This window comes from Micrococcaceae bacterium Sec5.8 (assembly GCA_039636775.1).
GTDB lineage: Bacteria > Actinomycetota > Actinomycetes > Actinomycetales > Micrococcaceae > Arthrobacter.
In genome coordinates this window covers 362441-382833 of record CP143429.1, presented here as the reverse complement: position 1 = coordinate 382833, position 20393 = coordinate 362441, and the positions used below count along the sequence as shown (strand labels likewise).

Here is a 20393-nt window from a genome sequence, read left to right as displayed (position 1 = left end):
ATGACTGAACTTCCCCTGATCGGTGAGGCGGTCGCCGTCGCCGCCCACCCGCAGCTCGCCGGCGCCAGGATCGGCGTCGTCACCTTCCCGGGAACTCTCGATGACCGGGATGCCGTCCGCGCGGTCCGCCTGTCCGGCGCCACTCCAGTGCCGCTCTGGCACGCGGACACCACCCTGGGTGATGTCGACGCCGTCGTGATTCCCGGCGGATTCTCCTACGGCGACTACCTCCGCGCCGGCGCCATTTCCCGGTTCGCGCCGCTCATGGCCAAGATCATCGACGCCGCCAACTCCGAAGCCAAACTGCCGGTCCTGGGCATCTGCAACGGGTTCCAGATCCTCACGGAGTCGCACCTGCTGCCCGGCTCGATGATCAAGAACGACCATCTGAAGTTCCTGTGCCGCGATCAGGTCCTGCGGGTGGAGAGCAACACCACAGCCTGGACCCTGGACTACGCCGCCGGCCAGGAAATCACCGTGCCGTTGAAGAACCAGGACGGCCAGTACATCGCGGACGAGCACACCCTGGATGCCCTGGAGGCTGAGGGCCGCGTGGTGTTCCGCTACGTTGGCTGGAACCCGAACGGTTCCCGCCGGGGCATTGCCGGTATCTCCAACGCTGCCGGCAACGTTGTCGGCCTTATGCCGCACCCCGAACACGCGGTGGAGACCGGCTTCGGACCCGAAACCGGCTCCGGCACCGAGGGCCTCGGCTTCTTCACCTCAGTCCTGAACAAGATCGTGGGAGACAACAAATGACGGAAACGTCGGCTGGCCGGACGGCCGGCACCGCCGCCGAGACCAAGAAGTTCAACATCGACACCGTTGAGAACGCCGCCACGACCCCGGATGTCGAACTCCCCTGGGCCGAGCTGGGCCTGAAACAGAACGAGTTCGACGAGGTGGTCAAGGTCCTGGGCCGCCGTCCGACCGGCGCCGAGCTCGCGATGTACTCCGTGATGTGGAGCGAGCACTGCTCCTACAAATCATCCAAGAACCACCTGCGCCAGTTCGGCGAAAAGGTCACGGATGAAATGAAAAAGGACATGCTGGTGGGCATCGGCGAAAACGCCGGTGTCACCAACCTGGGCGACGGCTGGGCCGTGACGTTCAAGATCGAGTCCCACAATTCGCCCTCGTTCGTGGAGCCCTACCAGGGTGCCGCGACCGGCATCGGCGGCATTGTCCGGGACATCATCTCCATGGGCGCCCGCCCCGTGGCCGTGATGGATCCGCTGCGCTTCGGCGCTATCGACCACCCGGACACGGCCCGCGTCATGCACGGCGCCGTGGCCGGCATCGGCGGCTACGGAAACTCCCTGGGCCTGCCGAACATCGGCGGCGAAATGGTCTTCGATTCCGTGTACCAGGGCAACCCGCTGGTCAACGCCCTGGCCGTCGGTGTCATGCGGCACGAGGACATCCGCCTCGCCAACGCCTCCGGGAAGGGCAACAAGGTGGTGCTCTTCGGCGCCCGCACCGGCGGCGACGGCATCGGCGGCGCCTCCGTGCTGGCCTCGGAGTCCTTCGACGATACCAAGCCGTCCAAACGCCCCGCGGTCCAGGTGGGCGACCCGTTCGCCGAGAAAGTCCTGATCGAATGCTGCCTGGAGCTGTTCAAGGGCTCCCTCGTTGAGGGCATCCAGGACCTCGGCGCCGCCGGCATTTCCTGCGCCACGTCCGAGCTCGCCTCCAACGGCGACGGCGGCATGGAAGTCGAGCTGACCTCGGTCCTGCTCCGCGACCCGACCCTGACCCCGGGCGAAATCCTGATGTCCGAGTCGCAGGAACGCATGATGGCCGTGGTCACCCCCGAGAATATCGCCGCATTCGAGGCGGTCATGGACAAGTGGGCCGTGGAGTACTCCTGGCTGGGTGAGGTGACAGACACCGGCCGGCTCATCATCACGTGGGAAGGCGAGGTCATTGTCGACGTCGACCCGCGCACCGTGGCCCACGACGGACCGGTCTACGACCGCCCGTACGCCCGCCCCGCGTGGCAGGATGCCGTGCAGGCCGACGCCTTCACCGGGTCGGCGCAGGATACCGGCCGCCCGTCCGCCCCTGCGGACCTGGCCGCCGCCATCGCCGAGCTCGTCGCCTCACCGAATATGTGCAGCAAGTCCTGGATCACCGACCAGTACGACCGCTACGTGGGCGGCAACACCGCCATGGCGTTCCCGGACGATGCCGGTGTGGTGCGGGTGGACGAGGAAACGGGTCTGGGCGTGGCCCTGGCGACCGACGCCAACGGCCGCTACACCTACCTCGACCCCTACCACGGCGCCCAGCTGGCCCTCGCCGAGGCCTATCGCAACGTCGCCACCTCCGGCGCCGTGCCGATGGCCGTCAGCGATTGCCTGAACTTCGGCTCCCCCGAGGACCCGGACGTCATGTGGCAGCTGGCCGAGTCCATCCGCGGCCTGTCAGATGCCTGCATGGTGCTGGGCATTCCGGTCACGGGCGGCAACGTGTCGCTGTACAACCAGACCGGCACCACCCCGATCCACCCCTCCCCCGTGGTGGCTGTACTGGGCAGGTTCGACGACGTCGCGCGCCGCACGCCGTCGGGCTGGAAGGAAGACGGGCAGGCGGTTTACCTGCTCGGCACGACGGCGGCGGAGCTGGATGGTTCGGAATGGTCCAATATGCGCGGGCACCTCGGTGGCCTGCCGCCCAAGGTTGACCTTGCGGCGGAGCGCGCACTGGGCGAAATTCTGATCAACGCTTCCCGCGACGGCATGGTGGACGCCGCGCACGACCTCTCCGAAGGCGGCCTCGCGGCAGCCCTCGTGGAGTCCTCGCTTCGCTATGGCGTGGGCGCCCGCATCGCGCTGCAGGATGTCCTGGACCGGGACGGCGTGGACCTGTTCACCGCGCTGTTCTCCGAGACACAGGGCCGTGCCATCGTGGCGGTGCCCCGCTCCGAGGAGATCCGGTTCAAGGACATGTGCACCGCACGCGGCTTCGCGCACGTCCGGATCGGCGTTGTGGACGCCGAGGGCGGCACCCTGGAAATCAACGGCGTCGACACCATGAGCCTGGATGCACTCCGTGAAGCCCATGAGGCCACCTTGCCGAAGTACTTCGGCTAGCGTTTCCCCTGGCTGCGCGGGGTCAGGCAGCGCCCATAATCCCTACGGGGTGGGCGCTGCGTGGCCCCGCGTAAGTTCTTCCCACGCCACCGCCTGGTCAATCCGGAGCCGCTCCGGCGGCTGGTGGGCGATCAGGACGATGCACCGCGATGCTGCCCAGCCCTCGAGCTCGCCGATGAGTACAGCGGTAGATTCCCCGTCCAGGCCGTTGAATGGTTCGTCGAGGACAAGGGTGTCGAAGTCACCGACGGTGCATTGAATGATCCACAAGCGTCGGCGGTTGCCCGTGGACAGGGTTTCCGCCGGCGCCTCGAGCCACGGTCCCAGCCCGTAGTCAGCGGCACGGGCCAGCGCGCGGCCGGGATCAGCACCACACCAGCGGCTGGCAAAGATCAGGTGGTCCCGGACATTCATCATGGGGTAGAGCGCCGGTTCGGTGCGGCATATCCGCCGTCGTTCATGCGCTTCGGATGCGGCTGCAGCCATCCCGTTCACCAGGACCCGTCCGCTGGTGGTCCGCAAGTAGCCGCTGAGGACCTCCACCAGGGTTGATTTCCCGGAGCCGTTGGGGCCGTGCAGGTGGACAATGCCTGGTTTGTCCAGAATCAACTGGCTGATGTTCACCACTGCAGGACCGCGGCCATAGCCGGCCGCGACGGCGTCCAGTTCTACAAAACGGTAAGATTTCGGTGAGCGCACCAGAGTGCTCCTCCCAGTAGGGCCGCTGCAAAGAACGGCGTAAACCAAACTGCCAGCGCCGGCGCGACGGCCAGCCACACCACCGGGAGGCTGCCGAGGATCAGTGCAGCCATGGCTGTGACCAGGCTTTCCCCTGCTCCCCCGTCAACCGTGCGCGGGGGAGGAAACAGCCGTTCGGCAATGATGCTGCCGGCGCAGGCACCCACCGCAACCACCAGCGGGACTGGTTCGACGCGGCCCAGCAGGAGTGACGCTACGGCCGAAGCCAGCAACCCCAGGAGGACGGTGGGGGCCAACAGGGCCGTGACGTGGACGGTAACGGCAACCCGCAGGGGTGCCCCAAGCTCCAACGCCGCCCGCAGGGTTTTTCCATGGACTTGTCGACCCAGATCACCCAGGGTCGTCTCGGCGCAGGCGAGTCCCAGCAGGGCACCGCCAAAGCCGGCCGCCAACATGATGTGTGCGGCTGCAGCGGGAGGGAGGAAGTCCAGTCCGGACCGTTCGACGGCGCCGCTCAGGCGGCCCGCACCCAGGGCGCACGCGGCGCCGGTTAACGCCCAGCCGAGCCGGTCCTCGACGCGTTTCCGCCAGCTGCGGCGCCGCTGACGCAGCATCAGCCGGAACCAGTACCACCCGGCGGACCGTCCAAGCCGCAGCGACCTGTGCGTTGCGTCCGCGCCGTCGAGCCGGAAGGACCGTGAGCGCAGCCGGCGCATCTCGTTCCCGCAGAGGAGGGCCAGGACAAGTATCAGGATCGCCAGCAGCACGGCCGGCGTGGCGCCGAGGTCCTGGCCAGGCACGTCGGCGGAAGCGGACGGGATGGTCCCGCCTCGAGGCAGCCGGGGAATTATTATCCAGGACACCACCAGGCCGGCGCAGGTTCCGGCCAGCGCAGCACATGCGACGCCTGTGCTGAACCTAGCACCCACATCAACGGAGTTCCCGGCCAGCCGCAGACTGATCAGCAGCGTACCCGTCATCCAGAGCATGGGCTGCAGGATCATGCCGGCCAAGGCGACGGGCAGCCAGTCCGAATGATCCTGGACGGAGACGAGTCCCGCGATCGCGCCTGCCCCCAGCAGCACCCAGAATCCAGCGGCGCCGACAAGCCTGGGAACGACGTACACGGTGTGGACGAGGGCTGCGGGAATATCAAGTGCCCGGAAGTAGGCACGATTGGGATGACCGGACACGGCGTTGCGGTAACGCCCCAGCGCTTCGGCGAAGAACAAACCGAGGCCCGACATAAAAGCCAGCGAAGTCATCAGCGGCAGGAGAAGCGCGGGTGCGGGGACATCCACGGACAGCAGGGCGAAAATCCGGGCAAAGGCGTATCCCGCCGCAGGTACGGCTGCGCACAGGGCCACCACGGCCACGGTCAGGATTCGCCGGAGGCTGGTGAGGCGCCAGGTCAGTCCGAGGGCATTCGCCAGTTCCGCGCAACGGAGATCGATCAACAGCTGGATTCGCGACCACGGTCCTGGCGGCCGGGCCAACGGTTGCGGCCGGAGCGGGGTTGGGCGGGGTTGCTGCGTCGCCTGGACGGATACCGCCGCCCGCGTGCTCATTGAAACCGGCCCGGAGTACTGGGTTTCCGCGACCCTTTTTCTTCCATCGCATTGAAAAGGACGGCAATGGTTCCGATGAAGGCCAGAACCAGACCTACGAGGCACAGGATGCGCACGGGAAAAACGTTGAAACGGTCGTCGAGGAAGACCGCAAGGGATAGCAGCGGGACCACCAGGAACAGCACGCTGCGGACGCGGCCCGGATCGGCCAGGGATCCCAGCATGCCCAGGATGGGCAGTGCCACTGCCCCGAGAGCCAGCACCATCATGAGCGCCGAGGACAGGCCGCCCAGCTCAGTGCGGCCCATGAGGGAGCCGTCAAGAAGGAGCATCGTCAGCATGCCCGCCCCGCACAGGGCAATGACTGCAAGAACGATTCTTACGTGCGTCGTCTTCAAGGTCATGTGTCTCTGCCCGCTTTCTGTTTGCGTTGTCTAGACGATGGAAACGGCCGCACCCAGCGCGACGGCGACTGCACTCACCAGGACTGCCCGGCGAAGCCCAACTTTTGCCAGGGACCGACGGTACAGCAGGAGAACCGCGGCGCAGAGCACCAGCACCGGCAGCGCCTTCACCGCGGTTCCGGGCATGGACCCGCTGAAGAACGACCATAGCTGCAGTGGCACGAGTGTCGCGACCACGATTGCGGTAAACAATCCAATATGTACGCGCCGGCCCAGGTGCCGAGTGCCGCCGAAAAGGTTCTGTTCCAAGACTCCGGCCAGGCCCAAATAGAGGGCCAGGACAATCCCAAAGGCGATGATTCCCAGGAGAAGGGCCACGGAGACCGAGAGCTGCAGCAGCTCCGGCTCCATATCCGCCGGCGCTTCGAGAGGAAGTTTTTCCTGCAGCATGGCCTGGGTCTGCGGAACCCGCAACAGCAGAATGCCCATGAGACCCAGGAATATCAGCCAGCGGACGCCCCGGTGGGTGCCGCGGCGGAGAGCATGCGGCGCCTCGAGACGTGGCGCCTGCGGCAAAACGGACATGACCCTCACCTTTCGAATTGCGTAATGATAAATGCCTCGATGGCGGCGCCACAAAGGATCAGGACCGTCCCGGCCGCGAACAGGAGCAACGACCCTGCGAGCGCAGAGGTGTACGTCGGCCAGGTCCGGGCGCCGGTCCGCCGGCGCCGGAGCGTGGCGACCAGCGGGTACAGTCCCCCGGCCGCGGCGGCCAGGCAACCGAGGAATTCGAAGGGGACGTACCAGGCAACGGAGGTCAGCAACGCCGCGCCCCCGGCAGTAACCACCCCGATTTTGGCGGTGGCCCCGACATACAGCCCGACCAGCGGAAGCGTAATCAGCGTGGCCGAACCCCCGGTGACGGCCCCCACATAGAGCAGGCACGCTGCTCCCATGTTGCGCAGCACGAGCGTGCCGAAGTTCCAGCTTTGGGCGGCAGGGGCGTCGTCGCCGAGGGATTGAAAGGACGGAAGACTGAAATAACCGATGAGCAGCCCCGCCGCGAACAGGACCGCGCTCAAGGTAAGGGACACTGCGAGCACTTTGGCGTCGACCCTGGTGGGGGTGATAGCGCTGCGGACGAGGCTGCTCATGACGGTCGGGCCCTACGCGATCGCGATCGCTTTGCCCTTGCGGAGGATGTACCAGCGAATCGTTGCCACGAGTGCGCCGCCGACTCCAAAGCCAAAGGCAGCTGCCACAAGTGTCAGCGCCAGTCCGCCCACTTGGACGGCGGTGACGATCTGGCTTGCGGCCGCCGTCGAGATGCCAAGAGACCCCGCCACCCATGCGATGGCCACACCGCCAATGACGAGGCCGACCGCCGCGATGGCAGCGGCCAGTGAGACCGTCGTCGCCCGTTTTGCCAAGCTGTTCATGGTTACTTCCTTAGAGTGAGAAGCCCTCATCGAGCCGAGTGATACCGGCGTGTGCCGGTCACCCCACCCTACGAAGCGACGCAGCCGTGGCGCGTCCCCCGAAAGTTCACACTGTGGCGCCCTGCGCGCTACTTTGGTCTATCTCCCAAGGACCGCGCCGGACCCGGGTACCGGCACGTCAAAGTGTGAGCACGCCGAGTTTGAGGGCGCAAACAACGAGCTGAACGCGGTTTTCGACGCCAAACTTGGCCATCAGCCGGCCAGCATGTGCCTTCACCGTGGCCTCGGTGACGAACAGGGCGTTGGCCACATCCCGGTTGCTCAGACCCTGGCCGATCAGGGCAAGAACCTCGGACTCCCGCCCCGTGAGTGGTTCGCGCAGCGGGGCCGCTGCGTGGCAGGTTCTCAGCGGTTCGGCCACCAGCGCCTTGACCAGCGCCGCCGTGACCTGGGGACTGACCACCGTGGCACCGGCATGGGCCTGCTGCACGGCAGCTGCGATCTCTGCCGGCCGGGAGTCTTTGACAAGAAATCCCTGGACTCCGGCCCGGAACGCCGGGACCAGATATTCGTCGGTCGCAAAAGTGGTCACCGCCAGGATCGCCGGGCAATGATCGGATGCCAGGATGCGCGCAGTTGCCTCGGCCCCGTCCATGAGCGGCAATTGCATGTCCATCAGAACGACGTCGGGCCGCAGCCGGGCGGTCATGGACACGGCGGACCTGCCGTCCTCCGCTATTCCGACGCACGCCATGCCTGGCGCGGCATCGATAAACACTTTCAGAGCTTGGCTCATGAGCGCTTGATCTTCGACTACCAAAACACGGATGTCATCCACGATGTCCCCCTCCACCCCTCGACTATAGGCGACGACGAATGTCAACCTTCGTAGCTACCGCGGGCCGGGCGCAATCGAAATACTGTCAGGACCAATGTTTATCCATTCAATGGGGGAAATATCTTGAAGAATGTCCTTGCGCGCACCGCGGCCGTAGTCCTGACGGCCGTGCTCACATCCGCTGCCCTCCCTGCTACGGCTGCCACCACGCTTCCTCCCAACGCCTCCCCAATCGTCCTGAATCCAGCTGTGACGCCCGCAGCGGGCAAGTCCGGGGCGGTCTCCACCGACGGAATCCGGGACGAGTTCGCCAGGCTCCGGTGCCTCTTCTTCCGTTGCTGATCTGCGGGTGACCAGGCCGGCGGATGACCAGGCCGGTGGGTGACCAGGCCGGTTGCACCTCCGGCGACCAGCCGTGCACTGCGGACCGGACCCGTCTCAGCGGCCCGTTCGGTAGGGTGGAGCGCATGAAGACGAGCGCCGCCGACGCGATCCGTTCGGAAGCGCGGCAGTGGCTGCGCAATCCGTCGACGTACAGTTCCCGGCCGTTGTCGCCCTGGTGGCAGGCCGCCGTAGCTGTTCTGGCGATCTGGTCATTAATGACGGACGTACCGGGGCTCCTGACCGAACCGGCGGGCTCCGGCCAGGCTTCAGTGTTGCCTCTCATCAGCCTCGCTTTCCTGGCTCTGGGCCCGCTGCTGGCCACGGTGCGCTGCTGGGCCGGAGCGGCGGTGACCCTTGCCGGCGCGGTGCCGGAACTCGACAACCCCGCCTCGCATGCCCTGCTGTTCCTCAGCCTCGCGGTGCTCATCTGCACCTTCACCGGGACCAAGAGGGTAAGCGGCGGGGTACTCGCACTGGTGCTTCTTTGGATGACGGCCAATGCCGCCCTGGTTCCCTTCGACTATCTGTTCGTCAACATCGCCGTGGCCGTCAGCATCTGCCTGTTATATGGGATTTCCCGGGCGGGGATCCACTCCCGGGAACTGTTCGAGCGCAGCAGCGCGGAACAGGAACAGGCGCGACTCGATCACGCCGAAGCCCTCGCGTCCGGACGCCGGCAGATCACCCGGGACTTGCACGACGTCATCGCCCACGATGTCACTGTCATTGCCCTGCAGGCGGATGCCGCGCTGTCCGGATCTGATCCGTCGTTTCGTCACCAGAGCCTTGAAGCGATCTCCGACGCGGCGCACCGGGCACTGACCGATCTTCGATCGATGATGCGGGTTCTTTCACCAGCCATGGGCGGCGACGGGCCCCCCGCGGAGCCCTCCCTTACCCGCTCCATAGCTGACATCGTGGGGCATCTGCGGCGGCTTGGATATCCCACGGAGGTAGAGGTGACCGGCGATCCTGACACTCTTCCCGCCAGGGTTGTTCTCGGGGTCCGGCCCATCCTGCGCGAATGCAGCACCAACGTCATCGTTCACGCCGCCCCGGGCTCACACGTCCGGTTCACCCTTGAGTCCGGTCCTCAGAGCCTCGTCCTGAACGTGTCCAACGAAGTGTCCGCCAACGGCGGCCCCGCCGGACGGACCCCCCGGGGTGGTTTCGGCCTGGGCTTCATGCGCGAACGCGTGGAACGCCTCGGCGGCCACCTGTCCACCGGCGTGGAGGGCGGGCTGTGGACGGTCCGGGCCACGTTCCCGGTCACCGCCACCGGCGGTGCGCCAGATGCTCCCACCGCGGGCGCAGACAGGACGCCGTCCGGGCGCTCCTGACGTCAGTCGTCGCTGCGGAGCTCCCGCTGCCGGGCACTGAGCAGTTCCACCTCGGGGCGGGCGGCCATGAAGCGCTCAACGGCGGCCAGCACCTCCACCAGGTGGGCGCGGTCAGCCGCGACCAGTCCGACGCCGATCAAGGCGCGCCGGTGCTGGTCGTGGAAGTCTGTCTCGGCGACGGAAACATCGAAGCGCCGCTTCAGTTCCGCCTGCACGGGCCGCACTACGGAGCGCTTCTCCTTCAGGCTGTGGACGTCGCCGAGGAGGAGGTCGAATTCAATCCAGCCAATCCACATCGCGTGCAGTTCCCGGCGGCGTCAGCCGATGGTCAGTTCGCCCATCCGGTCCCAGCCGTCACCGTCGAACTGACGGCTGATGATCCGGGGCGTTTCCGCCAGGGCCTGCGGCATGTCAGCCATGGCCTGCTGAAAGTGTGCGCTGTTGACGTGGTCCCCGGCGGCGTCGTCCTTGAACGCTTCCACCAGGACGAACTCGTTCGGGTCCTCCACGCTGCGGGACCAATCGAACCAGAGATTGCCCGGCTCCTGGCGGGTGGCCCGGGTAAAGTCCTCCACGAGGCCGAGCCAACGCTCGGACCAATCGGGCTTGACCTTGAATTTGACGACGATGAAGATCACGGAAAGCTGCCTTTCGGGGAGGGGGATCGGGGTTTCATTGTTACAGGGAAGTCAGGGGGCCGGGGCGGGCTCCCGTGCCAGTCGTTGCGCAGTCCTAATGTAACGGGACGTGATGTGGTCCCGTGCCAGCTTTGTCAGGGCGCCGCCGGCTGCGTAAAACCAGTTGGACGGCACGCCAAAGGCGGTGATGTGGACCAGGACCCTGCCCTGCCCATCGATCGAAACCTCAAATGCTTCCTCACCCCGGACGGGATGCCCAGGGAGTGTGCCATAGCCGAAACCGGCGGACTGGGGCCCGTCCCCCTGCACCGGGGGGCGGACCCAGACCACCTCGCACGGCGCGTTGATCCGGAACGGCCCGACGCCGAAGCCGCTCACCACGCGCGTGCCGGGGACCACGGCGTCGGATTCTGCCCGAACCCGCAGCCCTGCCCCTTTCTGCAGCTGCCAGCCCAAGATGCCCTCGGCCACCCGCCGGTACGCGGGCATCCCTTCGCCAACGTCAGCGCGAGTGACCACGCTTTGGGCCCCAGCGGGCAACTGGCCATGCTCCGTGGAACCGATCCCCACGTAGTTCAGCTGACCCGCCGCGATCCGGGCGCTCACGCCCGCCCCCCGGTCAGCCGCGCCCAGCCAAGCTGCTCCTGCTGGAGCCGGCTCAGCGACGCCACCACCAGGTCGTAGGAATCCTCAACCATGTCGCGCACCATCGAATCGGGCAGGGCACCATCCAGGCGGACGCCATTCCAGTGTCTTTTGTTCAGATGCCACGCTCCAGCAATTTCCGGGTGCGCCGCGCGCAACTGCTCAGCCAGGGCCGGTTCGCACTTCAGACTTACCGAGAAGTCGGTCTCCTGCAGGGTGGAGAGCGCAAACATCTTCGCCTCGTGCCGGCCGCCGCCGGACACTGCGGCCCGCACCTTGAAGACCGAGGTCTCCGGGCCGAAGGGGAAGTCCTCGAAGGCGCCGGGAAAGCCCAGGCAGATCCGCCGCAGTTCTGCTGCATCCATGCTTCGAGCCTACCGGCCGGCCCGGACATTTTGCAGGGGCCGGTGCCGGGCGTGAAGACTGCCCCGGCAGCGGTTTAGAGACCGAAACGCCTGGCCTCCTGCGCGGGGCAGGCGTTCATGATGACGTCGAGACCGGCTGCTTTTGCCCGCGCCGCCGCGGCTTCGTCAATGACTCCCAGCTGCATCCAGACCGCTTTAGCGCCAACAGCTATCGCCTCATCCACCACGGCCCCCACCCGCCCGGAGTTCACGAAGCAGTCCACGACGTCGACCGGCTGCTTCTCGGCCGGAATGGCGGCCAGAGTGGCGTAGCCGGTCTCCCCATGCACCGCATCGCCCGGCAGGTTCACCGGGATGATCTCCATCCCAAGCCGGTCACGGATGAAAAGGGAGGTGTCGTAGGCGGCCCGCCATTCATTCGTCGACAAACCCACAATGGCCCACCGCGCCCTGGTGCGCATGAGCTTTTCGAGGACTGTCGGATCGTTGACGTGGGCCATGTGCACAGCCTAACCGCACCGGCCGACACGCCGGCAAGTTTGCCGCGGACCAGGCGTGAGCCCTCGAAACCGGACCAGCCGCATGCCCGAACAAGTGACCGGCAACAAGGACAAAGATCCGCGCCGAATCGAATATTACGCCAAAAAACGGTCCATATTTGAGAAAAAGCTCGACATCCGTTTTAGTTGAGAGCGACCATCCCGAGCGGCCGAGAGACCTGGATCGATGAAGCCGCAGCAACCCTGGTCGTTGGAATCCTGCCCTGGACTCCGGCGATAGCAAGGCAAGAGCCGCGGGAACAGCCGGACTGACTACCCGGCTCAAAGGCTCTTTCCGTAGGGTGCTACTGCCAGGACCGATGGAGTGCCACTATGACAACTTTCCTGTCCTCCTCCGCGCCCGAGACGTTACTCGACGGCGCCGGAGCCACCCCCCACACCCCGGCCCTGCCGGTCGCTTTCCGCTCGCTGCGCCGCACCTTCGGCACCGGCGCCGATGCGCACACGGTGCTCCGCGACATTGACTTCGACATCCACGCCGGCGAAGTGCTGGCCATCCTTGGTACCTCCGGCTGCGGCAAATCCACGCTGCTCCGGGCGGCCGCCGGGCTCGACTCCCCCACCACCGGCAGGGTTGATATCGACGGCACACCCGTCCAGGGCATTGACGCGCGTTGCGCCTTCGCCTTCCAGGAACCGCGCCTCCTGCCGTGGCACACCTTGCAGGCCAACATCGCCATCGGCCTGCCTCCCGGTATCAGCGCCCGGGACGGCAAAGCCAAGGTGTCCCGGCTGCTCGAGCTTGTCGGGCTGACGGAGTTCGCCAAGCACCGCCCCCGCGAAATTTCCGGCGGCATGGCCCAGCGTGCCTCGTTGGCCCGCGCCCTGGCGCGCAACCCCGGCGTCCTGCTCCTCGATGAACCGTTCGGTGCGCTCGACGCGCTCACCCGAATCAACATGCAGGACCTCCTGTTGGACATTCACCGCGCCGAACCCACCACGGTGCTGTTGGTAACCCACGACGTCGACGAGGCCCTCCAGCTAGCCGACCGCATCATCATCCTCGGCACGGGAAACAACGGCGTCGCGGGATCACCTTCCGCAGCACCCGGCGCCACCATCGTGCGTACCGTCGCCGTCCCCGGCGGGCGCCCCCGCGACCGCGGGTCCGTGGAACTGGCCCGACTGCGCGCCTCCCTCCTGGCCACCCTCGGCGTCGACGGCCACTAGCCGCAACGCCGGCCGGGATTCCCGCGAAACACCCCTGCCGGGAACCCCGCAGCCGCTCCTGCACTCCTGCACTCCTGCACCACCCTCTTATCTGCCCGCCTGCCCTTCTTTCCGCGTCACTTCGTCTCCCAGAGGATCCCTATGTCATTCGCCCGCAAAACCACCCGCCGTTCCGTGATAGGCGCCGTCGCCGCCTCCGCCGCGCTCGTCCTCACGGGCTGCGTCGCAGGCGAAGGTTCCGGCGGGTCCCCCGCGGCGAACGCCGCCGTCGAGACCGGGACGCTGAACATTGACTTCGCCACGTACAACCCGCTGAGCCTGGTCATCAAGAAGAAGGGCTGGCTTGAGGCGTCCCTCAAGGACCAGGGCGTCACCGTCAACTGGGTCCAGTCCGCCGGGTCCAACAAGGCCAATGAGGCACTGCGCTCCGGCGCGATCGACGTGGGCTCGACGGCGGGATCCGCGGCGCTGCTGGCCCGCGCCAACGGTTCCCCGATCAAGACGATCGATATCTACTCCCAGCCGGAATGGGCGGCCCTCGTGGCGAAGTCCTCCTCGGGCATCACCACCGTGGCTGATCTCAAGGGCAAGTCCGTGGCCGCAACCAAGGGCACCGACCCCTACTTCTTCCTGCTGCAATCCCTCTCGGAGGCCGGGATCTCCGCCAAGGACGTCACGGTGCAGAACCTGCAGCATGCGGACGGCCGGGCCGCGCTGGAAAACGGTTCGGTGGATGCCTGGTCCGGTCTCGACCCGATCATGGCCGGCGCGGAGCAGAAAGGCGCCAAGCTCTTCTACCGGAACCTTTCCTTCAACACCTACGGCTTCCTGAACGCCACGGAATCGTTCCTGAAGAACAAGCCGAAGCAGGCCCAGGCCGTCGTCAACGCCTACGAGAAAGCCCGCGCCTGGGCCGCGGCCAACCCGGACGAGACGGCACAAATCCTCGCCGAGGTCGCTGGCCTCGACCTCGCCGTCGCGAAGACCGTGGTGCTGGAGCGCAGCAACCTGGATGTGGACCCGGCACCGGGAGAAGCCCAGCGCACGGTCTTGGCGAAGATCGGCCCCACGTTCGTGGAGACCGGGGACGTCGCCAGCCAGAAGCAGATCGACGACGCCGTCGCCTCGATTCTTGATGACTCGCTGGTGAAGAAGGCGGACGCGTCCGCCATCAAGGATTCCTGATGAGCCACATCGGAAATCCCGCCCTCACCGGCACCACTGTTGCGGACGGGCGCGCTGCAGCCGTCCCCGCAACTCCGGCAGACGCCGCCCGGCCGGACTCCCCCGCTACGGTGGGAGGTGGCTCCCCGGCGAACGGATGGTCCCCCGCCGGGATCCTGGCCAACGGCTGGGCACGTCTGCTCCTTGGATTGATTATTCCCGCTGCGATGCTGGCCGCCTGGCAGCTCTCCACGGCGGCCGGGGTGTTCAGCGTCGTCCAGCTCCCGGCGCCGGCGATGGTTCTGGAGGCCGGACTTGACCTGCTCCAGCGCGGGCAGCTCGGCCAGCACATCGCGATCTCCACCCAGCGCGTGCTGATCGGCTTCGCTGCCGGCGCTGCCCTGGGACTGGTGTTCGGATCGCTGGTGGGACTGTCGAAATTTGCGGATGCCCTCCTCGCCCCGACCATCGGCGCCCTCCGCGCCGTCCCGTCGCTCGCGTGGGTACCGCTGCTCATCCTCTGGATGAAGATTGGCGAGGATTCCAAGATCACGCTGATCCTGATCGGCGCCTTCTTCCCCGTGTTCACCACCGTCTCCCTGGCGTTGCGGCACGTGGACCGGAACCTGGTGGAAGCGGCGCGTGCGTTTGGGCTCAAGGGTGTGAAGCTGCTGACCACGGTCCAGCTTCCGGCCGTGGTTCCGGCCGTCTTCTCCGGGCTCCGGCTGGCGCTGGCCCAGGCCTGGCTGTTCCTGGTGGCCGCGGAACTCATCGCCTCCTCCATGGGACTCGGCTTCCTGCTCACGGATTCCCAAAACAACGGACGCACGGACCGGCTCCTGCTCGCGATCGTGCTGCTGGCTGTGATTGGCAAGACCACCGATGCCCTGCTGGGCCTCGCCGAGAAATGGGCGGTGAAACGGTGGGCGTAACCACTGAAACGGCCCCGGCCAATCTCCCGGTCACTGAGGCCGGGCGCATCGCCTTCTGGGAAGCTGCGGCTCTCCGGCTCGACTGGGCAGACTCCCCGGGGCAGGACAAGCCGTGGCACACCACGCACCGCCGCGTCCCGGCCGACGTCGACGCCGGGATCGGCCCGGACATCACCTGGTTCGAGGGCGGCAGGCTCAACGTCGCGTACAACTGCGTCGACCGCCATGTAGCGGCGGGACGCGGGGACAGGGTGGCCCTGCACTTCGAGGGCGAGCCCGGTGACCGCCGGAGCATCACCTACGCGGACCTGCAGCGTGAGGTCTCCCGGGCGGCCAACGCCCTCCTGGGCCTCGGCGTCACCCAAGGCGACCGGGTGGTCATCTACCTTCCGGTGATTCCGGAAACGGTGATCGTCACCCTGGCCGTGGCCCGGATTGGTGCCATCCACTCCCTCGTCTTCGGCGGCTTCTCTGCGGAGGCGCTTAAGTTCCGGGTGGAGGATACGGGCGCCAAGCTGCTCGTCACCACCGACGGCCAGTTCCGCCGCGGCGTTGCCGTGCCGGTCAAGGACAACGCGGACGCGGCCGTCGCCGGGAACAACGCAATCGAGCATGTCCTGGTGGTCAACCGCACCACCGCACGGGAAAACATGGACACCGTCCCGATGACCGCGGGCCGCGACGTATGGTGGCATGACGCCGTCGGGCAGGCCTCGGACGTCCACGCGCCGGAAGCGTTCGACGCCGAGACCCCGCTGTTCATCATGTACACCTCCGGCACCACGGGAAAGCCAAAGGGCCTGGTCCACACCTCCGGCGGCTACCTCACGCAGGCGTCCTGGAGCTTCGAGCACCTCTTCAGCAACCCGGACCCGGCCCTCCGCGACCAGGATGTCCACTGGTGCACGGCGGACCTCGCCTGGGTCACCGCCCACACCTACGAGCTGTACGGCCCGCTCTCCAACGGCGCCACCCAGGTGATCTTCGAGGGCACCCCCAACACCCCGCACCCTGGCCGGCACTTCGAAATCATCGAACGCTACGGCGTCACCCAGTACTACACCGCGCCCACTCTGGTCCGCTCGCTGATGGGCTGGTTCCCGGACGGCATCCCGGACAGCTACGACCTGTCCTCCATCCGCCTGCTCGGCACCGTGGGTGAGGCCGTCAACCCGGAGGCATGGCACTGGTTCCGGAAGCACCTCGGGGCCGGCACCGTGCCCGTGGTGGACACCTGGTGGCAGTCCGAGACCGGCGCCACCATCCTCTCCCCCGCGCCGACGAACACCGAGTTCAAGCCCGGCTGCGCGGCCCGGCCGCTGCCCGGCGTCAGCGCCCGGATCGTGGACGACGCCGGCAATACCGTCCCGCCCGGCGTCCAGGGCTTTCTCGTGGTGGACGCGGCCGGTCCCGCCATCGCCCGGACCGTGTGGGGCAACCCGCAACGCTATTTCGACTCCTACTGGCGGCAATACGCGGAACGGGGCTGGTTCCTCGCCGGCGACGGCGCAAAGTACGACGCCGACGGCGACATCTGGATTCTCGGGCGGGTGGATGACACCCTCAACGTCTCCGGGCACCTGCTCTCCACGATCGAGATTGAATCGGCTCTCGTCTCGCACCCGGACGTGGTGGAGGCCGGCGTCTGCCCTGTCGCGGACCCGAAGACCGGCCACGCGATCGTCGCGTTCGTCGTCCCCACCCGCCCCCTCCCCTCGCAAGTCCCCACCGGCGTGGCCCCACGGGCAGGGAACCCTGCGGGCGTGGGCCCAAACTCGCTGGCCGAGGAACTCCGCAACCACGTCGCCAAGGCGATCGGCCCGATCGCGAAGCCGCGCGACGTCGTCGTCGTTCCTGATGTCCCGAAGACCCGCAGCGGCAAGATCATGCGCCGGCTGCTGACCCAGCTGTTCGAAGGAACCACGCTTGGGGACACCACCTCGCTGCAGAACGAACCGTCGATCGCCGGCATCCAGACCGTCCTGCGTGAGCGCAGTGACACACCCGATACACCCCGGAAGTAAGGAACTCCTATGACAGACATCAGCAACGTCGCCCGTCTTTCCGAACCGCTCAAGTTCGCCTACTGGGTCCCGAATGTCTCCGGCGGCCTGGTGGTCTCCACCATCGAACAGCGCACCGGTTGGGACTTCGACTACAACAAGAAACTGGCGCGGATCGCGGAGAACTCCGGCTTCGAGTACGCCTTGACCCAGACCCGGTACGCCGCCTCCTACGGCGCCGACAAGCAGCACGAGGCCACCTCGTTCAGCCTCGCGCTGCTCGCCGCCACGGAGCGGCTCAAGGTGATCTCCGCCGTCCACCCGGGCATGTGGCACCCCGGTGTGCTGGCGAAATTCATCATCACCGCGGACCACATTTCCAACGGCCGCGCCGCCGTGAACATCGTCTCCGGCTGGCTCAAAGCAGAATTCGAGAACTTCGGCCTCGAGTGGCTCGAGCACGACGAACGCTACGTCCGCACCGAGGAGTTCATTCGGGTCCTCCGCGGGCTGTGGACCGAGCAGGACTACAGCCAGGCCGGCAAGTACTACAACATCGCCGATTTCACCCTGCAGCCGGCACCGGTGGACGTGCCGGGCCGGGCGCACCCGGAAATCTTCTTCGGCGGCAACTCCACCGCCGCGCAGGCCACCGCCGGCCGGGTGGCGGACTGGTACTTCTCCAACGGCAAGGACCTGGAGGGTTTCAAGGAGAACATCGCCGGCGTTGTCGCCGCTGCCGCAGAGACCAGGCGCGGCACCGAAAGCGCCCTCGCTGCCCCTTTATCCGCTCCGAGGTTTGGCCTGAACGGCTTCGTGATCGCCCGCGATTCCGAAAAGGAAGCCCGCGACACCCTCCGCGAGATCGTCGCGAAGGCGCACAAGCCCGCCGTCGAGGGGTTCCGCGCCGCGGTCCAGGAAGCCGGGGCGTCCACGAAGGACGGCAAGGGCATGTGGGCCGACTCAAGCTTCGAGGATCTGATCCAGTACAACGACGGGTTTAAAACCCAGCTGATCGGCACGCCGGAGCAAATCGCCGAACGGATCGTGGAGTATAAGAAAATCGGCGTGAACCTGTTCCTCACCGCCTACCTGCATTTCCAGGAGGAGGTCGCGGCGTTCGGCCAGGACGTTTTGCCGATCGTCCGCGAACTCGAAGCCGGTCTGGCCCGCAAGCACGGCACGGAACTGGACCTGTCCGGGATTCCGGCCACGACGATTAAGGTGGACGCATAATGGCTGACCGTAAGTTCGGGTTCCGTACCCGCGCCCTGCACGCCGGCGGCACCCCCGACGCCGAGCACGGCGCCCGGGCCGTGCCGATCTACCAGAGCACGTCTTTCGTGTTCAAGGACACCCAGGACGCCGCCAACCTCTTTGCGCTGCAGAAGTACGGCAACATTTACTCCCGGATCGGCAACCCCACGGTGGCCGCGTTCGAGGAGCGCATCGCGTCCCTGGAGGGCGGCATCGGTGCGGTGGCGACGTCCTCGGGGATGGCCGCGGAGTTCATCACTTTCGCTGCGCTCACCCAGGCCGGCGACCACATCGTGGCAGCCTCCCAGCTGTACGGTGGCACGGTCACCCAGCTGGATGTCACACTGCGCCGCTTCGGCGTCGACACCACGTTCGTCCCCGGCACCGATCCGGCGGACTACGCCGCAGCCATCCGGGAGAACACCAAGGCGATCTTCGTCGAGGTGGTGGCCAACCCCTCCTCCGAAGTCCAGGACCTCGAGGGGCTGGCCAAGGCAGCGCACGACGCCGGCATACCGCTCGTCGTCGACGCCACCTTGAGCACGCCGTACCTGGTGCGGCCGATCGAACACGGCGCGGACATCGTCATCCATTCCGCCACCAAGTTCCTTGGCGGCCACGGCACCACCCTCGGCGGCGTCATCGTCGAAAGCGGCCGCTTCAACTGGGGCAACGGGAAGTTCCCGACGATGACCGAGCCGGTGGCCTCCTACGGCAACGTCTCCTGGTGGGGCAACTTCGGCGAGTACGGCTTCCTCACGAAGCTCCGCTGCGAGCAGCTGCGCGACATCGGACCGGCGCTGTCGCCGATGTCCGCGTTCCAGCTCCTGCAGGGCGTGGAGACCCTTCCGCAGCGCCTGGACGAACACCTGAAGAACGCCCAGGCCGTCGCGGAGTGGCTCGAAGCGGACGAACGCGTGGCCTACGTGAACTACTCGGGCCTGCCCTCGCACCCGCACTTCGAGCGGGCCCGGAAATACCTTCCGCTCGGACCGGGCTCGGTCTTCTCCTTCGGCGTGAACGGCGGCCGCGCGGCGGGGCAGAGGTTCATCGAGTCCCTGCAGTTGGCCTCACACCTGGCCAACGTCGGCGATTCCCGGACCCTCGTCATCCATCCCGGGTCCACCACCCACCAGCAGCTCAGCCCGGAACAGCTCGAGTCGGCCGGCATCCCGGAGGACCTGGTCCGGATCTCCATCGGGCTGGAAGACCTCGAGGACATCCTCTGGGACATTGACCAGGCCCTGGACACTGCAACGGTGGCAGCCCCTGATGCACCCGCCCGCGGCGCAGACACACCAGAGGCTGACGCCTGCACGATCGGAGTAAACGCGTGAGCACCGAAGACGAACGTACCTGGACCGGGCCGTCCGCCCCGGAGCGGCTGGCCCTGCTGCGGCAGGCAACGTCGATCGCGATCGTGGGCGCCTCGGACAAACCGTCCCGGGCGAGCTACTTCGTTGCCACCTACCTGCAGTCCTCCACGCGCTACACGGTGTATTTCGTAAATCCGGTGGTGAAGGAAATCCTGGGCCAGCGAACGTACGCCTCGCTCGCGGACCTGCCGGAAAGCCCGGACATCGTGGACGTGTTCCGCAAGCACGATGACCTGCCGGGGGTCCTGGACGAGGCCGTCGCCGCCGGCGCCAAAACGCTTTGGCTGCAGCTGGGCTCGTGGCACGAGGATGTGGCGAAGGAAGCCGAGGCGGCCGGGCTCGACGTCGTGATGGACCGTTGCGTGAAAATTGAGCATGCCCGGTTCCACGGCGGACTGCATCTGGCCGGCTTCGACACCGGCGTTATTTCGTCCAAACGGCAGGTCCTGGCCTAACGGCGCGCGCCGGGCCACCGCACTCGCGGCACACGGCCACACGACGGCGGCGGGCCAC

At 66.8% G+C, this 20393-nt stretch carries 23 protein-coding genes; 11 read left to right on the top strand and 12 right to left on the bottom strand.

What is annotated here, in order from left to right:
- Both purQ and purL read left to right on the top strand, forming a co-directional pair.
- A complete protein-coding gene (gene purQ, locus VUN84_01855; GenBank protein ID XAS64457.1) occupies positions 1-759 on the top strand; it encodes a phosphoribosylformylglycinamidine synthase subunit PurQ in 759 nt (252 codons plus the stop codon).
- Positions 756-3095: a phosphoribosylformylglycinamidine synthase subunit PurL gene (purL, locus tag VUN84_01850; GenBank protein XAS64456.1), complete on the top strand. Its 2340-nt coding sequence runs from the start codon at positions 756-758 to the stop codon at positions 3093-3095. The genes purQ and purL overlap by 4 nt, the downstream gene beginning before the upstream one ends.
- 42 nt (positions 3096-3137) lie before the next feature.
- Here purL and VUN84_01845 read toward each other — a convergent pair whose 3' ends face one another.
- The 7 genes from VUN84_01845 to VUN84_01815 form a co-directional block, all read right to left on the bottom strand.
- The gene (locus VUN84_01845; GenBank protein ID XAS64455.1) at positions 3138-3794 is read right to left on the bottom strand and encodes an ATP-binding cassette domain-containing protein; all 657 of its coding nucleotides are present in this window, start codon (positions 3792-3794) and stop codon (positions 3138-3140) included.
- Positions 3764-5251 (bottom strand): hypothetical protein, encoded by a 1488-nt coding sequence (locus VUN84_01840; GenBank protein ID XAS64454.1) that lies wholly within the window; start codon positions 5249-5251, stop codon positions 3764-3766. The genes VUN84_01845 and VUN84_01840 overlap by 31 nt, the downstream gene beginning before the upstream one ends.
- 107 nt (positions 5252-5358) lie before the next feature.
- Entirely contained in the window at positions 5359-5766 is a 408-nt protein-coding gene (locus VUN84_01835; protein ID XAS64453.1) for a hypothetical protein, read from the bottom strand.
- 30 nt (positions 5767-5796) lie between these two features.
- Positions 5797-6351: a hypothetical protein gene (locus VUN84_01830; protein XAS64452.1), complete on the bottom strand. Its 555-nt coding sequence runs from the start codon at positions 6349-6351 to the stop codon at positions 5797-5799.
- 5 nt (positions 6352-6356) lie between these two features.
- Positions 6357-6923 carry a stage II sporulation protein M gene (locus tag VUN84_01825; GenBank protein XAS64451.1) on the bottom strand — a complete coding sequence of 189 codons (567 nt, stop codon included), beginning with the start codon at positions 6921-6923 and terminating at the stop codon, positions 6357-6359.
- A 12-nt stretch (positions 6924-6935) separates the two neighbouring features.
- Positions 6936-7208, bottom strand: coding sequence for a hypothetical protein (locus tag VUN84_01820; protein XAS64450.1), 273 nt, complete (start codon positions 7206-7208; stop codon positions 6936-6938).
- Between the two features lie 178 nt (positions 7209-7386).
- Entirely contained in the window at positions 7387-8046 is a 660-nt protein-coding gene (locus tag VUN84_01815; protein ID XAS64449.1) for a response regulator transcription factor, read from the bottom strand.
- Positions 8047-8169: 123 nt separating this feature from the next.
- On the opposite strand from VUN84_01815, the gene VUN84_01810 reads away from it, so the two are divergent.
- Both VUN84_01810 and VUN84_01805 read left to right on the top strand, forming a co-directional pair.
- Positions 8170-8388, top strand: coding sequence for a hypothetical protein (locus VUN84_01810; protein XAS64448.1), 219 nt, complete (start codon positions 8170-8172; stop codon positions 8386-8388).
- Between the two features lie 125 nt (positions 8389-8513).
- Entirely contained in the window at positions 8514-9770 is a 1257-nt protein-coding gene (locus VUN84_01805; protein ID XAS64447.1) for a histidine kinase, read from the top strand.
- Positions 9771-9772: 2 nt separating this feature from the next.
- On the opposite strand, the gene VUN84_01800 is transcribed toward VUN84_01805, so the two are convergent.
- From VUN84_01800 to VUN84_01780, 5 genes are all read right to left on the bottom strand, one after another.
- Positions 9773-10066: a DUF503 domain-containing protein gene (locus tag VUN84_01800; GenBank protein XAS64446.1), complete on the bottom strand. Its 294-nt coding sequence runs from the start codon at positions 10064-10066 to the stop codon at positions 9773-9775.
- A gap of 21 nt (positions 10067-10087) precedes the next feature.
- Entirely contained in the window at positions 10088-10408 is a 321-nt protein-coding gene (locus tag VUN84_01795) for a putative quinol monooxygenase (GenBank protein XAS64445.1), read from the bottom strand.
- 51 nt (positions 10409-10459) lie between these two features.
- Positions 10460-11014 carry a DUF1990 domain-containing protein gene (locus VUN84_01790; protein ID XAS64444.1) on the bottom strand — a complete coding sequence of 185 codons (555 nt, stop codon included), beginning with the start codon at positions 11012-11014 and terminating at the stop codon, positions 10460-10462.
- Positions 11011-11418, bottom strand: a complete 408-nt coding sequence (locus tag VUN84_01785; GenBank protein XAS64443.1) for an MmcQ/YjbR family DNA-binding protein — start codon at positions 11416-11418, stop codon at positions 11011-11013. Before VUN84_01785 ends, VUN84_01790 begins: the two co-directional genes overlap by 4 nt.
- A gap of 74 nt (positions 11419-11492) precedes the next feature.
- Positions 11493-11918: a CoA-binding protein gene (locus tag VUN84_01780; protein ID XAS64442.1), complete on the bottom strand. Its 426-nt coding sequence runs from the start codon at positions 11916-11918 to the stop codon at positions 11493-11495.
- 372 nt (positions 11919-12290) lie between these two features.
- Here VUN84_01780 and VUN84_01775 point away from each other — a divergent pair, with 372 nt between their 5' ends.
- The 7 genes from VUN84_01775 to VUN84_01745 all read left to right on the top strand — a co-directional run bounded on the left by VUN84_01775 (position 12291) and on the right by VUN84_01745 (position 20335).
- On the top strand, positions 12291-13148 hold the full coding sequence (locus tag VUN84_01775; protein XAS64441.1) for an ABC transporter ATP-binding protein: 858 nt from the start codon (positions 12291-12293) through the stop codon (positions 13146-13148).
- 141 nt (positions 13149-13289) lie between these two features.
- Positions 13290-14333, top strand: coding sequence for an aliphatic sulfonate ABC transporter substrate-binding protein (locus tag VUN84_01770; protein XAS64440.1), 1044 nt, complete (start codon positions 13290-13292; stop codon positions 14331-14333).
- Positions 14333-15244, top strand: coding sequence for an ABC transporter permease (locus VUN84_01765; GenBank protein ID XAS64439.1), 912 nt, complete (start codon positions 14333-14335; stop codon positions 15242-15244). The genes VUN84_01770 and VUN84_01765 overlap by 1 nt, the downstream gene beginning before the upstream one ends.
- On the top strand, positions 15220-17268 hold the full coding sequence (acs, locus tag VUN84_01760) for an acetate--CoA ligase (GenBank protein ID XAS64438.1): 2049 nt from the start codon (positions 15220-15222) through the stop codon (positions 17266-17268). The genes VUN84_01765 and acs overlap by 25 nt, the downstream gene beginning before the upstream one ends.
- A 9-nt stretch (positions 17269-17277) precedes the next feature.
- Positions 17278-18483 (top strand): dimethyl sulfone monooxygenase SfnG, encoded by a 1206-nt coding sequence (sfnG, locus tag VUN84_01755; protein ID XAS64437.1) that lies wholly within the window; start codon positions 17278-17280, stop codon positions 18481-18483.
- Positions 18483-19841 (top strand): O-acetylhomoserine aminocarboxypropyltransferase/cysteine synthase family protein, encoded by a 1359-nt coding sequence (locus VUN84_01750; protein ID XAS64436.1) that lies wholly within the window; start codon positions 18483-18485, stop codon positions 19839-19841. The genes sfnG and VUN84_01750 overlap by 1 nt, the downstream gene beginning before the upstream one ends.
- Positions 19838-20335 (top strand): CoA-binding protein, encoded by a 498-nt coding sequence (locus tag VUN84_01745; protein XAS64435.1) that lies wholly within the window; start codon positions 19838-19840, stop codon positions 20333-20335. Before VUN84_01750 ends, VUN84_01745 begins: the two co-directional genes overlap by 4 nt.
- Positions 20336-20393 lie beyond the last annotated feature (58 nt).

Bases quoted from the DNA above. Each gene is read 5' to 3' on its own strand.
- purQ (XAS64457.1), top strand. From the start codon at position 1: ATGACTGAACTTCCCCTGATCGGTGAGGCGGTCGCCGTCGCCGCCCAC.
- purL (XAS64456.1), top strand. From the start codon at position 756: ATGACGGAAACGTCGGCTGGCCGGACGGCCGGCACCGCCGCCGAGACC.
- VUN84_01835 (XAS64453.1), bottom strand. From the start codon at position 5,766: ATGACCTTGAAGACGACGCACGTAAGAATCGTTCTTGCAGTCATTGCC.
- VUN84_01830 (XAS64452.1), bottom strand. From the start codon at position 6,351: ATGTCCGTTTTGCCGCAGGCGCCACGTCTCGAGGCGCCGCATGCTCTC.
- VUN84_01825 (XAS64451.1), bottom strand. From the start codon at position 6,923: ATGAGCAGCCTCGTCCGCAGCGCTATCACCCCCACCAGGGTCGACGCC.
- VUN84_01820 (XAS64450.1), bottom strand. From the start codon at position 7,208: ATGAACAGCTTGGCAAAACGGGCGACGACGGTCTCACTGGCCGCTGCC.
- VUN84_01805 (XAS64447.1), top strand. From the start codon at position 8,514: ATGAAGACGAGCGCCGCCGACGCGATCCGTTCGGAAGCGCGGCAGTGG.
- VUN84_01800 (XAS64446.1), bottom strand. From the start codon at position 10,066: ATGTGGATTGGCTGGATTGAATTCGACCTCCTCCTCGGCGACGTCCAC.
- VUN84_01785 (XAS64443.1), bottom strand. From the start codon at position 11,418: ATGGATGCAGCAGAACTGCGGCGGATCTGCCTGGGCTTTCCCGGCGCC.
- VUN84_01780 (XAS64442.1), bottom strand. From the start codon at position 11,918: ATGGCCCACGTCAACGATCCGACAGTCCTCGAAAAGCTCATGCGCACC.
- VUN84_01775 (XAS64441.1), top strand. From the start codon at position 12,291: ATGACAACTTTCCTGTCCTCCTCCGCGCCCGAGACGTTACTCGACGGC.
- VUN84_01770 (XAS64440.1), top strand. From the start codon at position 13,290: ATGTCATTCGCCCGCAAAACCACCCGCCGTTCCGTGATAGGCGCCGTC.
- VUN84_01765 (XAS64439.1), top strand. From the start codon at position 14,333: ATGAGCCACATCGGAAATCCCGCCCTCACCGGCACCACTGTTGCGGAC.
- acs (XAS64438.1), top strand. From the start codon at position 15,220: ATGGGCGGTGAAACGGTGGGCGTAACCACTGAAACGGCCCCGGCCAAT.
- sfnG (XAS64437.1), top strand. From the start codon at position 17,278: ATGACAGACATCAGCAACGTCGCCCGTCTTTCCGAACCGCTCAAGTTC.
- VUN84_01750 (XAS64436.1), top strand. From the start codon at position 18,483: ATGGCTGACCGTAAGTTCGGGTTCCGTACCCGCGCCCTGCACGCCGGC.